Origin of the sequence: Rubrimonas cliftonensis, from assembly GCF_900107585.1 — a bacterium.
GTDB lineage: Bacteria > Pseudomonadota > Alphaproteobacteria > Rhodobacterales > Rhodobacteraceae > Rubrimonas > Rubrimonas cliftonensis.
On the sequence record NZ_FNQM01000017.1, the window covers coordinates 51560 to 64792 of the forward strand.

Consider the following 13233-nt stretch of genomic DNA (forward strand, 5'->3'; position numbering starts at 1 on the left):
AGGTCCGAACGCTACTCATCCCGGTCGCGGGGTGCATCGGCCCTGAACGTCGAAGGTGTTCGTCCAAAGGCATTCGAGAATGCGCGCGCGAGAGCCTGCGGCGACGCGAAGCCGCAGTCGAGCGCGATCTTCCGGATGGGGTCATCTGACGACTCCAGAAGGGTCCTCGACATCTCGAGGCGCTGCCGCATGAGGATCTGCCGGAAGTTCGTGCCGCTCGCCTGAAGAGCGCGCTGAAGCTGGCGGACGGAGGTGCCGAGATCGGCGGCGAGGACGGGCAGGAGGACGGGACCATGTGACAGTCGCGACCGGATCCGCTCCTCGAGAAAGCCGATCGCCGACAGGTTGCCCTTCTCGCCGAAGATGCGATCGACGTCGTGACCCTGTCCCCGCCAACGGTGACGAATTGGCTTCACGAGCCACTCCGCGGGAAAGGAGATTTCCATTGCGACATGGCGGCTGCGCATGAGTGCGGATCGGTCGAGAATCTCGCGGGGCATGCAGGACGGGTCCGGGATGCTCGCGGTGAGGCCCGCGAGGTGCCCCCCTTCGATCTCGTCGCGGAAGATCGTCACGAACGCCGCCGCGTTCAGGGCATCCACTTTCTCAGTCGACATATCGGCGGCTCCGGTTCTCCTGAGCCTCAAGACCGCCCGGACACCATCTGATGAGAGCTCGTAGATCGCGTTCGTCACGGTCTTCCTGAAGACGATCTGCAGGCGGACCAGGAACTCGGCGATGGTGCCGGAATTGTTTCGCGCATCGAGAAGCACGGGCAGACCGCTGCGCGCGATGGCCATGCCCGCGCGTGCCGGGAACTCCGGGTCGCGCAACTGGCGGGTCATTTCCTCGAGCAGGGCGTAGTAGGCGGAGGCCGGAATGATGTGACCGGGTTTCAGGTCTTCCAACGCAGGCAGGTCGGTCGCGGCGAAGGCGTCGCGCGGATTGCCGCCCGCGGCAACGAAGGGCGGCACGAGCGCCAGAAGGACGAAGCCACGCGTGCAGGGGATGCTCTTCGACACGACTGACACCTGAGGCGGCAGGCCTCGCAATCTCAAGGCGGTTGTTGCACGACGCGACGGATTTGAAAAGTCGTGGCGCATCGGGATACATGTTCCCCTGAACGATGTGCGAGCATCCGTGCCGACAGGCCGTCCTGTCGAACCCGGCAGGAGAGGTCCATGATCCATCGCTTGCACGCCGTCGCGATCGCCGCCGTCCTTGCGACCCATGCGGCGCCGCTCATGGCCCAGCAGCAATTGCCCAACCCGGCGGCCCAGTTCTGCATCGACGAGGGCGGAACCTACCGCACCGTTCAGGAGGCCGCGGGAGAGCGCGGCGTCTGCGTTCTTCCGGACGGGCGCGAGGTCGATGCGTGGGATTACTTCCGCGAGCGGCACGGCGCGCTCCCGGCGCCGGGCGATGACGTGACCGCCGACAGGATCTGGTCCGGCGGCCCGATCCTCACGATGGTCGATGGCGGCATGCGCGCCGAGGCGCTCGCCGAGGCCGACGGGACCATCATCGCGGTGGGAGCGCTTGACGAGGTCATGGCGCATCGCGGCCCGGATACCGAGTTGGTCGACCTCGCGGGGCGCACCATGATCCCCGGGTTCGTCGACGCGCACGGACATGTGTTCATGATCGGCATCCAGGCGCTGTCGGCCAATCTCCTGCCCGCGCCGGACGGTACGGTGAACGACATCCCGGCCCTGCAGGAAGTCATGCGCGCCTATCTCGCGGCCAATCCCGAGCGCGTGTCGCGCGCCGGTCTCCTGATGGGCTTCGGCTACGACGACGCCCAGCTCGCCGAACAGCGGCACCCGACGCGGGTCGACCTCGACGCCATCTCGACCGAGATCCCGATCTACATCCTCCACCAGTCGGGTCACCTCGGTGTCGCCAATTCGAAGGCGCTGGAGGTCGCGGGCATGACCGCCGATACGCCCGACCCTGCTGGCGGCGTCATCCGTCGGCGCGAAGGCGGCACCGAGCCCAACGGCGTGATGGAAGAGAATGCGAGCGCAATCATGGCGATGGCCATGCTGCGCAATCTCGATGCCGACGCGGGCCGTGCCATCTTCCGGGCGGGCGCAGAACTGGTGGCGTCCTTCGGCTACACCACGGCGCAGGAGGGGCGCTCGACCCCGGCGGTCGCCGCGCTGATGCAGGCGGTGGCGACCGAGGAGGGGCTCGACATCGACGTCGTCACCTATCCGGACGTCCTCGTGGACCGCGACTTCATCCGCGATAACGCCTCCCGGGACTACACCGACCGGTTCCGCGTGGGCGGCGCGAAGCTGACCATCGACGGCTCTCCGCAGGGCTTCACCGCGCTGCGCGACCGTCCGTACTACAATCCCCCGTCGGGATACCGCGCCGACTACAGGGGCTACGCCTCCGCGACGCCCGATCAGGTCTTCGACGCGGTGGACTGGGCCTTCGCTAACGGCGTCCAGATCCTCGTCCACGCCAACGGCGAGGGCGCGTCGGACTATCTGATCGCGGCGGTCGATACCGCGACCGCGAAGTACGGGCGGGCGGATCGCCGTCCGGTGCTGATCCACGGCCAGTTCCTGCGCGAAGACCAGGTGGACGCCTACAACCGGCTCGACGTGTTCCCGTCGCTCTTTCCCATGCACACCTTCTACTGGGGCGACTGGCATCGCGACCGCACGGTGGGGCCCGTGGCCGCCGACAACATCTCGCCGACCGGCTGGGTGCGCCAGCGCGGGATGATGTTCTCGAGCCACCACGACGCCCCCGTCGCCTTCCCCGACGCGATGCGGATCCTCGACGCCACGGTGACGCGCCGCTCGCGGTCGGGCGACATCATCGGGCCGGACCAGCGCGTCGACGTGACAACGGCGCTGAAGGCGCTGACGATCTGGCCGGCCTACCAGCACTTCGAGGAGGACCGGAAGGGATCGCTCGAGCCCGGCAAGCTGGCCGACCTCGTGATCCTGTCGGAGGACCCGACGGCGATCGACTCCGATACGCTCGACACGATCAAGGTGGTGGAAACGATCAAGGAAGGCGAGACCATCTACCTCGCCGGCGTGCGGGAAGGACGGCTCGAGTATCGGCCGCGACTGGACGGCACCGACCCCTACGCCGGGTTCCTGCGGGCGCTCGCGGTCAACCGTGACTTGCAGGGCGCAACTGTCAACGGGATTTGGTCTCGCGCCATAGCCGCCGCTCCGCATTCGTCGGCCTGCGTCGCCTCCACGCTCGGCGACATCCTTGCATCGGTGGTCGACAGGGACGAAACCGCCGCAAACTGAACCGGTTTCAGCCAGAATGAGAAGCGAAGCGTGCACCGGACTGAGACTTGTCGCCAAGGATGGCTCGCCGCGTGCCGTCAACCAGGCGATCGACGGCGACATCAAGGTCGTCGAGCACGGGCAACTTCTCGACAAGGCTACGCTGGAGCGCATGGCTGCGGAAGGGATCTGGCTCAGCATCCAGCCCTTCACTCGCAGCAACGAACTCGGCCTGACCGACGCGCGGAACGCCAAACAGGCCATCGTCTGCCAGGGCACCGGGGAGGTCTACGAGTGGATCAGACCCTGCCGGACCCGAAGGTCGGGCACGGCACCGACATGTTCAACAGTCCCGGCATCGGCGGCAGTGAGCAGGTCGAACAGATGGAGCCCCTGCCGGGCTGGTTCACTGCCGACAAGTTCCTGAAGATGTCGACCGGCAACTTCACCGCACTGCTGCAACTTACGGAGCCGAGCAACCTCTATCCGGGCGTTCTGGGCCGCGTCGAGGATGGCGCTCTCGCCGATCTGCTGCTGGTCGCAGGCAATCTGCTGGTGGACTCAACCGCGGTCACGGATCGCGACAACCCGAAGATCATCATGAAGGACGGCGTGATCTACAAGAACACGCTGTGACAAGCGGCAGTCTCGGCTGCCATCGGACTGGAAGGCCGCCGACCAGGAGCAATGCGGCCGGCCGGCACGCCGCGCGTCTGGCCAGCCATCATGAACGACAAGCGAGAGGAAGACACATGTTCACCAGCGAACCACTCACCAAGCGCGGCTTTCTGGCGGGTGCGGCGGGCTCGGTCGGCGCTCTCGCGGTCGGCGGCGGAGCGGCGCTTCTCCCGGCCCGGGCCCAGGCGCAGGCCAGCACCCAGACCCTGATCACCAATGTCCGGGTCTTCGATGGCAAGTCGGACGCGCTCATCGAGGCGACCTCGGTCCTGATCGAAGGCAACAGGATCAAGGCTATCGCGCCCAATCTCGACGCGCCCGCCGACGCGGTGCGGATCGACGGCGGCGGCCGGGTGCTGATGCCGGGCCTGACGGACATGCATACCCATCTGGTCTGGAATGTCGGCCCGTTTGAACTTTTGGGGGCGCATGCCGATTACCTTGGCGCCCTGACCCTGCTGGATGCCGAGGCCACGCTGATGCGCGGCTACACCAGCATCCGGGACATCGGCGGCGGTATTCAGGGTGTGATCCAGGCCATCGACGAAGGTCGTTTCCCGGGCCCGCGCATCCAGTCCGCCAACGCGGCGATCACCATGACGGCGGGACATGGCGATTTCCGCAATCGCAACGTCCCTGTGCGCGCCTTCGGCGGCCCCACGGAGAGCGAATTGCAGCGTCTGGGATTCGTTTATCATGCCGACGGCGTGCCGGAAATGCTCTCGGCGGCGCGCGAAAACATGCGGCAGGGTGCCAACTTCCTCAAGATCTTCGTGGGGGGCGCGGTCTCCGGCATCTACGATCCGCTGGACATCGCCGAGTATTCGCCGGAAGAGATTGCCGCCACCGCCGGCGAAGCGGAGCGCTGGAACACCTACCTCGCCGTGCACTCCTACACGGATCGGTCGACCAGGATCGCGCTCGAGCAGGGGGCGAAGTCCATCGAGCACGGCAATCTGATGTCGGAGGCGACGATGGAGCTTCTGGTGGAAAAGGGCGCCTGGCTGTCGACGCAGACCGCCTTGTTCATGTCGGAGCTTCCGGATGGCTTTTCCGACGCGCAGAAGGACCGCCAGAAGAAGGCCGCCGAGGGGCTCGACAACATGATGACGCTGGCCAAGCAATACGGGGCCAAGATCGCGCTCAGCAGCGACATGGTCGGATCGCTGGAAACGAAGGCCGAGCAGTTGAAGGAGTTCACCTGGCGCACGCAGTGGTTCTCGAATCTCGAGATCCTGAAGCAGACGACATCGCAGAACGCCCAGCTCTGGGCCATGTCCGGCCCGCGCAACCCCTATGGCGACACGCCGATCGGGGTAATCGAACCCGAGGCCTATGCGGACCTGCTGATCATGGAGGGCAATCCGCTCGAGGATACCTCGGTGCTGACCCGGCCGGAGGCGAACCTGAACGTCATCATGAAGGACGGCAAGATCTACAAGAACACTCTGGAATGAGCTGTTCGCGTTCACGACCCGGCCGGCAGGAGAAGACGTCGGGACGGGTCTGGACGTATCTGTCTGGAAAAGAACGCGCAAGCAAGGGAGTACACTGGAATGAAACGACTTTCCGCGGCAATCCTGTCTGGCCTCATTGCAACGACAGCGACCGCTCAGGATGGACCTGCACCGATCCTGATCCAGAATGTACGTATCTTCGACGGCGTTTCAGAGACTCTGATCGAGGGACAGGACGTGCTTGTCGAAAACGGCATGATCTCGAAAATTGGCGCAGGCATTGCCGGACCTGACGGCGCCGAGGTGATCGACGCGGGCGGCCGTGTCATGACGCCCGGTTTCATCTACATGCATGAGCACATCATGATGCAGGCCTCCGGCCCCGAACTGCTGATCGCCGACGACCGCTACCTCGCCATTCTCGCCTCGCGCACGGCGCGGCAGTATCTGGACCGGGGCATCACGACGATCCGCGATGCGGGGGGCAATTCCTTCGGGCTTCAGGATGCGATCGACGCCGGGGTCGTTCCGGGGCCGCGCATCTATCCTGCCGGCGCGATGATCTCGCAAAGCTCGGGCCATGCGGATCACCTGTTTCCTTCGCAACCCACCACTTTCATGGCGGACGGCCGGCCCGACAGGCTGGTGAGGTCGGGCGACTTCCTCGTGGTCGATGGCGTGCCAGAAATCCTGAAGGGGGTCCGCGAGCAACTGCGTCGCGGGGCGACCCAGATCAAGATCGCGGTGGGAGGCGGGACAGGGTCGATCGCCGATCCCCTGGAAGTGATGGAGTTCCGGCCCGAGGAGATCCGGGCAGCGACCGAGGCCGCTGCTGACTTCCAGACCTATGTGATGGCGCATGTCTACAACAGCGACGGCATTCGCCGCGCCATCGACAACGGCGTCAGGAGCATCGAACACGCCAACCTGATCGATCGCGAAACGATGCAATACATGAAAGACAATGACGTATGGCTGTCGCCGCAGGTGACCGTCTACACGTTCATTCCGCCGGGATACACGGATGGACAGGCCGACAAGCACCGCCAAGCCTTTGCCGGCCTCGACAACATGTTCTCCATCGCCAGGGAGATCGGGTTCGACAACATCGTTCTCGGATCGGATGTCATCAGCAGCCCAAAAGACATCGAGGGGTTGCTCGGGGAGTTCGAAAAACGCGCCAAGTGGTTCAGCAACCTCGAAGTTCTGCGCCAGGCGACCTCCAATGGCGGTGAGCTTCTGGCGCTGTCCGGTGTCCTGAACCCCTACCCGGGAGAACTCGGCGTGATCGCGGAAGGCGCCCACGCGGACCTCCTGCTGTTCGACGGCAACCCGCTCGAGGACCTGAATGTCATCGTCTCGTTCGAGGACAACATGGACCTGATTATGAAGGCGGGCGAAATCCACAAGAACACGATCAACTAGACATAACGGACAGGGCGTATCGAAGGACAGGGCGTGTCGAAATGGAGACCATCAAGGCTGGCAACTCTGGCATCAAGCTTTCGTCGTTCGGTCGCAAGGACAGTTCCCTGAGCGGCCGACTTATTGCGGTGCGCACCACGTTCCTTCTCGTTGCCTTCGCCGGCCTTCTCGTTGCTGTCGCCGGTCTGGGCGTGCTGGCGCAACCGGCCATGGCCACCGAAGCAGAGTTCGTTCCCTGGAACGAACTCGCGACCACGGTTGAGCCTTTCGACGACCCCTTCGTGGACATGTCGACCGAGCACAAATGGGATCTGCGCGACGTTTTGCTGAACCGCGAGGCTGCCGCGCAGGGCCACACGGATGCAGCCCTGAGCGCCAAGGCCGATGCGGCGCTTGAACGCCTCGATGCGGCAGGTCTCGATGTCGACGACCTTCTGGAACAGCGTCTGGTCGTGATGGAGCGCCGGCGCGAGGCCATGACGGGCGTGACCTCGACGTTTCTCGACCGGAAGGTGCTCATCGATGGCTATTTGCTGCCCCTGAAGGCGGAGGCCGGGCGTGTCGTCGAATTCCTCATCTTGCCGTGGGTGGGTGCGTGTATTCATACGCCCCCGCCGCCGCCAAACCAGATCGTCCACGTCACCTATCCCATGGGATTGGTGCTTGAGCGGCAATTCGAGGCCGTTCGCCTCGAGGGAATTCTGCGACACGAGCCGGAAGAACACGACCTTTTTCTGCTCGACGGCAGCCGCCAGATCTCCGTCTCCTATGGCCTGAGCGATGCCGTTCTCGGCGGGACACCCGGAGAGATCGTCGCGGCGTCGGCATCCGAGATCCCAATCCTTGACCGGGCCCAGATCTGGGTGAATTCTCTCTATACTTCCGGCATGCCGGCGCTGGGTGAGGCTGGATCGGGCGCGGCCATTTTCTGGGCGCTGCTGCTGTCCTTCGGCTACGGCGCGCTCCATACGCTTGGGCCGGGGCACGGCAAGGCAGTCGTCATCTCCTACTTCGTCGGAACGGGGGGCAGCCTGCGGCGAGGCCTGACCATGGGCGCCCGTATCGCGGTGTTTCATGTCCTGTCGGCTGTTGTGGTGGTCTTCCTGCTCGACCTCGCGGTCCAGCAGACGACGGGGGCCGCGCCGTCCGACTACCGCGCGATTCGGATGGGCAGTTATGCTCTGGTCATCGTGATCGGCGCGGTGATGCTCTGGCAGGCCATATCGGCGATGCGGCGACCTGCCTCCATTGCAGGCGGCGGCGCGCACAAGGCCCATCACCACGAACACAGTCACGGCACCAGCGGCTGCGCCGCCTGCACGGCCAGCGTGGCCCCGCGCGGGAGCGGATGGGTGGCGGCCGCTGTCGGTGTCGTTCCCTGCACCGGGGCGCTGCTGGTCATGCTCTTCGGGCTGGCGAACGATTTGATCTGGCCCGCCATCGCCATTGTCGTCGCGATTTCGGTCGGCATGGCGGTGGCGATGTCGCTACTGGGTATGGCCGCGCTTTGGGGGCGGGGCTGGGCCGAGCGGCGTCTGGCGCCCGACGCGCGACGGCGTCAGCGCTTCGAGACCGGCGCCCGGCTCGCTGGCGCGACCTGTGTGCTCGTGGTCGGCGTCCTGCTTTTCACCATCACGGCAATGCATGACACCTCGTCGCAGCGCGCCGAGAATGACGCCACCCTGCGGCTGGTGGACGCCGCCGATCGCGAGGGTTAGGCGGTGCAACGAGCCAGCCTAATGAATTGGGTGAAGCGACCGCGCGCCGATGCGGATCTGCTGCTGTTCGACGGCAACCAGCCGGACGACCTGAATGTCATCGTCTCGTTCAAGGGTCGTGAACGGCTGTTCATCTTGCCGGGTCGGCGACCCCTCGACCGGCCGAAACCGTTAACCGCTGCCTCCCCGGTGGGGCGGTGGACCAAGGTGGCGCCGCGCCTGCCGCCTGCGCGAATGGCCGGCCACCGATCTCTGCGGGTCTCCCCGCGACCGGCCGGAACCGGGAGAAGCTTCATGCCGCGAGGCGGCGACCATCTGCGCCACCTCATCACCATGGAGGTTGTCGGATGGTGCAATCGTGTGCATCATCAGGTGCATTTTCTGATGTCAGGAGGGATAATGCGAACCACGGTCACGCTTGACGACACGCTGGTCGCCCGGGCGCAGGATCTGTCCGGCGTCAAGGAACGCGGTGCATTGCTGCGAGAAGCGCTGAAGGCGCTGATCGAGCGGGAGGCGGCGCGACGGCTCGCGCGGCTCGGCGGCATGGAGCCAGACCTGCAGGAAGCCCCGCGACGTCGTCCGGCATGATCCTGACCGACACGTCGGTCTGGGTCGATCACCTGCGCGCAGGCGATCCGGCGCTCGCCGCGCTTCTCGATGAAGGGCGGGTTCTCGCCCATCCCTGGGTCATCGCCGAGATTGCGCTCGGCTCGCTCAGAGACCGCGAGACGGTGCTGTCCCTCCTCGAAGGGCTGCCGCAGGCCCCGACCGCCACCGTCGAGGAACTGCGCCACCTGATCGAGCAACGAATGCTTTTCAGCCGTGGCGTAGGTCTTGTCGACGTCGGCCTTATCGCAGCCTGCCTCCTGGTCCCTGATTGTCGCCTCTGGACCAGGGACAGGCGCCTCGCCGCCGTCGCGGGGGAGATGGCCCTCTCTTTCAACCCCGAGAGCTGAAGGGCCCCGATCAGCACCATGCGACGCGAATTGAACGGCGGCATACCACTCCCTGCGCTTCGCCCCGCGACCGGCGGAAATCGGGAGCGAGCGGCCTGAGAGTCCGATTTGTGGATCGGCGCGGAGCCCCGACGTCGATTGTCGTCGTAAGTCTTTGATAAATAATTGGCGCAGGGGGGCCCACTTAGGCGCTTGTTCACACCCGGTGCGCCGAAGGCGCCGCGAGCTGCCGATATCTGTGCACAGCGATTGTGCAATTCGCTATGGTCACGATCGGGACGCGATCCCTGCGGCCCTGCGCCGCCGCCTCAGGGGCGGCGGCCAGATACGGTCCGCCAATCATAACGAACCGGAGGAGAACCCCATGACCATCCCTTCTGATGCGCACGAAACCCCTGCGCTGGACCGCCGTCGGTTGTTGACTGGCGCCGCGGCTCTCGCGGGCGGCGCCGCCCTCGTCGGCGCAGACGCAAGACGCGTCGCCGCAAGCCCTATCGATCAGGGCAGGCCGGCCCATGTCGTGAAGCGCTACCCTGACGACGTCTGGGTGGTCCACGACGACCGCTTTCGCCGCTACATGATCGGCAACACTCAACTCTATCGCGAATTTCAGGGCGCCATGTGGGCCGAGGGCGCAGCGTGGAACATGGTCGGCCGCTACGTCGTCTTCTCCGATATTCCCAACAACCGGCAGCTCCGATGGGACGAGGTGACGGGGCAGACCACCGAGTTTCGCAACCCCTCGCAATTCTCCAACGGCAACACCTTCGACTGGCAGGGTCGCCAGTTGTCCTGCGAGCACGCGACGTCGAGGCTGGTGCGTTATGGCTGGGGTGACGCCGGGCCGGAGGTGCTGGCGGACAGCTTCGAAGGCACACCCCTCAACGCGCCGAACGACGTCATCGTGCATCCCGAGGACGACGGTATCGTGTTCACCGATCCCGGTTATGGTCAGCACTGGTGGTACGAGGGCGGCGTGCGCGACCTGCTGCTGCCGACCAGCATCTATCACCTCGATCCCGCCACGGCGAAACTGACGCGCATCACGGACGAGATCTTCAAGCCGAACGGGCTGGCGTTCTCGCCGGACTACGCGACGCTCTACGTCGCCGACACCGCGCCGACGCACCATCCGGGCGAGAAGGCGCGGATCATCGCGTGGGACGTACAGGAGAACGGCCGCCGTCTGGCGAACCGCCGCGTCTTCGCCGAGCTCGGTGCGGGGTTCCACGACGGCATCCGCTGCGACCGTGACGGCAACGTCTGGGCGGCCACCGCGTTTGGAGGCGAGGGCGTGGATGGCGTGCATGTCTACGCGCCTGACGCGACGAAGCTCGGTCAGATCGTGATGCCCGAGGGCTGCGCCAATCTCTGTTTCATCGGTCCGCGTCGGAACAGGTTGTTCATCTGCGGCAGTCAGTCCGTCTACACCCTCTACACCGCAGCCCAGGGGGCGCATATCGCCTGAAGCCAGCTCCTCGCCCGGACGGGCACGCCGCCCGGGCGAGCGACGGGACCGTGATGCGTCGTCCCGATGACACGGGCTCCGGGTGTCGTGGCGCCCTAATTGATGCGAATCTGCAAGAAGCTGCCCAACGTGGCGCCATGACAGCCCGAGCCCGATGACCGGCCGCGCCAAATGTGATCTGATCACCAGTGCAAACGGCCAGAACTCGCTACCGGAGCCGTACCAAACGACCGGCGGCTTCCGGGAGGGAGCACCTACGTGAAGCTGCTTGCAATCATCCGGAAGCGGGCAGCCTTCTGTGGCTGGCCAGAGTGGCCGTCAGCGCCCGGTCGCCGGCGCCTGCTCGATCAGGCCCCGGCATGCGGGTAGGCGGTGCATCGTCGCCGATTACGTGAGGCTCAAAACCGCCATCAGGATCATGGTCGCAGCACGCGCCAGGTCTGCATGAATGGCCGGGCCGTCGTAGCGCGACGCGGACCGCCAGACGCCCACGACCGCGACGGCGTTGTATGGCAGCGAAATCCCGTAACCGAGCAAGAGGGCCGCCCAAGGCCAGTCGCGCATGATCATGATGATGAAGAGCACGCTCGTCGCAACGTTGACGAGAAGGCCTACTGTGACCGCCCATGTCCAGAAGGCGTCCGCAAGGGGGTGCTCGCCCCGCCAGAGTGTTCGAAGCGTCGACATGCCTCGACTATAGATCATCCTTCATGGCGTGCGGCGCCATCTGATGGGGGCAGCAGCCCGGACCTGGAGCCAGTCATCCCTCCTGGCCATTTCGGGACCGGAGGCTCCACAGGTCGCTCCCGAACCAATCACCAAGCGCCAGTTCGCCAGCCTGTCGATGACGGCAGGCAGCGGCAGGCCTCAGGCGCTTCGCGAACGGCAGCTCATCGCCTCGCGCCCTCCGCCCCCGACTTGCCGGAAGCGGGAGGAGCTCATCGCCGCCGCGCCTTCACGACCTACGATCCCGACGCGCTGACGGACGACCCCGACGCGGCCGTGATCGACGCCGACCCGGCCCCGGCCGACCTCGACGCGCTGAGGGCCCGATATGCCGACGGTGACGCTCTGACCGATCGCGAGCTCGCGGTCCTCGAGGCCGATCACGCCGACGCCGTGATCGCGGATCGCGACGCCGTGCACATGCTCCCCGCCGACTGGCCGCGCCAGCGCGCCGCCCTGGCCGAAGCGGGCCGCCGGCTGATGCGAGGGGCGCGGCACGTGCGCGCCGCAGCGGAGCACGCGGCATGAACCCGCCCGACCGAAACAACGGGGAGACAACGGCGCCGGGCGGCCGTGACGCACAGGGCCGCTTCGCCCCCGGCTCAGCGAACCGCGGGAGACCGAAAGGCGCGCGGCATCGAACGACGCTCGCGATCGAAGCCATGATCGGCGACGAAGCCGAAGCGCTCGCCCGGACTGCGATCCGGCTCGCCCTGGCCGGCGATGGGCCGCTGTTGCGCGCGCTGCTAGACCGCCTTGCGCCGCCGCCGAAGGACAGGGCCGCCAGCTTCACCTTGCCGCCCCTGCGCAGCCTCGCTGACGCGCAGCACGCAAGCGGGGCCATCCTTCGGGCCGCCTCCCGCGGCGAGATCACGCCAGCCGACGCGCGCGCACTGGCCGAAATTGTCGCCGCCTTCACGCGCGCAGGCGAGGCGCTCGAGCTCGAGGCGCGCATCGCCGAGCTTGAAGCGAGGGTGCGGCAACGATGACCCGCGCGCTCGCCCGCCGCGTCCGTGAGCTCGAGGCGTCTGGCCGCATCCCGCCGCTACGGCCGCCGCGTGACCCGCTGCTCGAAGTTTTGAGCGACGACGAGCTCCGAGAGCTTCAGACCGCAGTCACGACCTCCAAGCACCCGGCAACCGACCCCGACGACCGCCAGCGCGCCAAAGAGCGCGCCGCCGGGATCTACGACCTCGCTCGCGCGAGACTTGCAAGCAACACCGAAGGGAAACTGCCATGAGCATCTACGAGAGTCTGAAAGCCCGCTTCCGGCCGGAATGGCGCGACCGCATCGAAACCGCCGTCTATCATTCGATGATCGGCCGGGCCGAAGGCGCGTCGGCCAAGGCCGCCGAAACGACGACCGCCGCGCGCCTCGACAACCGTCTCACGGCGCTGGGCCGTCTCGACAAGATCCGCAACATCCTGTCCCGCGACGTGCCGCTGTCACCGGACACGTCACTGAGGGCGTAAGGCGACACCCAGATTTACGAGGTGTCGCCTTGGCCTGATCGATTTCCGGCGGGTTGTCCGCCGGAG

General features: G+C 66.1%; 14 protein-coding genes. 12 read left to right on the forward strand and 2 right to left on the reverse strand.

What is annotated here, in order from left to right:
• Window positions 1-11: 11 nt before the first annotated feature.
• Entirely contained in the window at window positions 12-1022 is a 1011-nt protein-coding gene (locus tag BLW43_RS23085; RefSeq protein WP_175478989.1) for a helix-turn-helix transcriptional regulator, read from the reverse strand.
• A gap of 159 nt (window positions 1023-1181) precedes the next feature.
• Between BLW43_RS23085 and BLW43_RS18200 the strand changes: the two genes are divergently transcribed.
• The 8 genes from BLW43_RS18200 to BLW43_RS18235 all read left to right on the forward strand — a co-directional run bounded on the left by BLW43_RS18200 (window position 1182) and on the right by BLW43_RS18235 (window position 10968).
• Window positions 1182-3284, forward strand: coding sequence for an amidohydrolase family protein (locus BLW43_RS18200; RefSeq protein WP_093255632.1), 2103 nt, complete (start codon window positions 1182-1184; stop codon window positions 3282-3284).
• Between the two features lie 273 nt (window positions 3285-3557).
• Window positions 3558-3899, forward strand: coding sequence for an amidohydrolase family protein (locus tag BLW43_RS18205; protein WP_093255634.1), 342 nt, complete (start codon window positions 3558-3560; stop codon window positions 3897-3899).
• 116 nt (window positions 3900-4015) lie between these two features.
• Window positions 4016-5398 (forward strand): metal-dependent hydrolase family protein, encoded by a 1383-nt coding sequence (locus BLW43_RS18210; protein WP_093255636.1) that lies wholly within the window; start codon window positions 4016-4018, stop codon window positions 5396-5398.
• Between the two features lie 99 nt (window positions 5399-5497).
• Complete coding sequence (locus BLW43_RS18215) at window positions 5498-6823, forward strand: metal-dependent hydrolase family protein (RefSeq protein WP_093255638.1); 1326 nt, start codon at window positions 5498-5500, stop codon at window positions 6821-6823.
• Between the two features lie 41 nt (window positions 6824-6864).
• The gene (locus tag BLW43_RS18220; protein WP_093255640.1) at window positions 6865-8541 is read left to right on the forward strand and encodes a HoxN/HupN/NixA family nickel/cobalt transporter; all 1677 of its coding nucleotides are present in this window, start codon (window positions 6865-6867) and stop codon (window positions 8539-8541) included.
• Between the two features lie 21 nt (window positions 8542-8562).
• Window positions 8563-9132 carry a type II toxin-antitoxin system VapB family antitoxin gene (locus BLW43_RS24060; RefSeq protein WP_217632230.1) on the forward strand — a complete coding sequence of 190 codons (570 nt, stop codon included), beginning with the start codon at window positions 8563-8565 and terminating at the stop codon, window positions 9130-9132.
• Entirely contained in the window at window positions 9129-9500 is a 372-nt protein-coding gene (locus BLW43_RS18230; protein ID WP_093255642.1) for a type II toxin-antitoxin system VapC family toxin, read from the forward strand. The genes BLW43_RS24060 and BLW43_RS18230 overlap by 4 nt, the downstream gene beginning before the upstream one ends.
• A 364-nt stretch (window positions 9501-9864) precedes the next feature.
• Window positions 9865-10968, forward strand: coding sequence for an SMP-30/gluconolactonase/LRE family protein (locus tag BLW43_RS18235; protein ID WP_093255644.1), 1104 nt, complete (start codon window positions 9865-9867; stop codon window positions 10966-10968).
• A gap of 387 nt (window positions 10969-11355) precedes the next feature.
• On the opposite strand, the gene BLW43_RS18240 is transcribed toward BLW43_RS18235, so the two are convergent.
• The gene (locus BLW43_RS18240) at window positions 11356-11553 is read right to left on the reverse strand and encodes a hypothetical protein (protein WP_245731122.1); all 198 of its coding nucleotides are present in this window, start codon (window positions 11551-11553) and stop codon (window positions 11356-11358) included.
• Window positions 11554-11970: 417 nt separating this feature from the next.
• Between BLW43_RS18240 and BLW43_RS18245 the strand changes: the two genes are divergently transcribed.
• From BLW43_RS18245 to BLW43_RS18255, 4 genes are read left to right on the forward strand one after another with little or no spacing between them, the layout of a single operon-like run.
• Entirely contained in the window at window positions 11971-12222 is a 252-nt protein-coding gene (locus tag BLW43_RS18245; RefSeq protein WP_139284138.1) for a hypothetical protein, read from the forward strand.
• A complete protein-coding gene (locus BLW43_RS18250) occupies window positions 12219-12683 on the forward strand; it encodes a hypothetical protein (RefSeq protein ID WP_093255648.1) in 465 nt (154 codons plus the stop codon). Before BLW43_RS18245 ends, BLW43_RS18250 begins: the two co-directional genes overlap by 4 nt.
• Window positions 12680-12934, forward strand: coding sequence for a hypothetical protein (locus tag BLW43_RS23090; protein WP_139284139.1), 255 nt, complete (start codon window positions 12680-12682; stop codon window positions 12932-12934). Before BLW43_RS18250 ends, BLW43_RS23090 begins: the two co-directional genes overlap by 4 nt.
• Window positions 12931-13167: a hypothetical protein gene (locus BLW43_RS18255; protein ID WP_093255650.1), complete on the forward strand. Its 237-nt coding sequence runs from the start codon at window positions 12931-12933 to the stop codon at window positions 13165-13167. The genes BLW43_RS23090 and BLW43_RS18255 overlap by 4 nt, the downstream gene beginning before the upstream one ends.
• Window positions 13168-13233 lie beyond the last annotated feature (66 nt).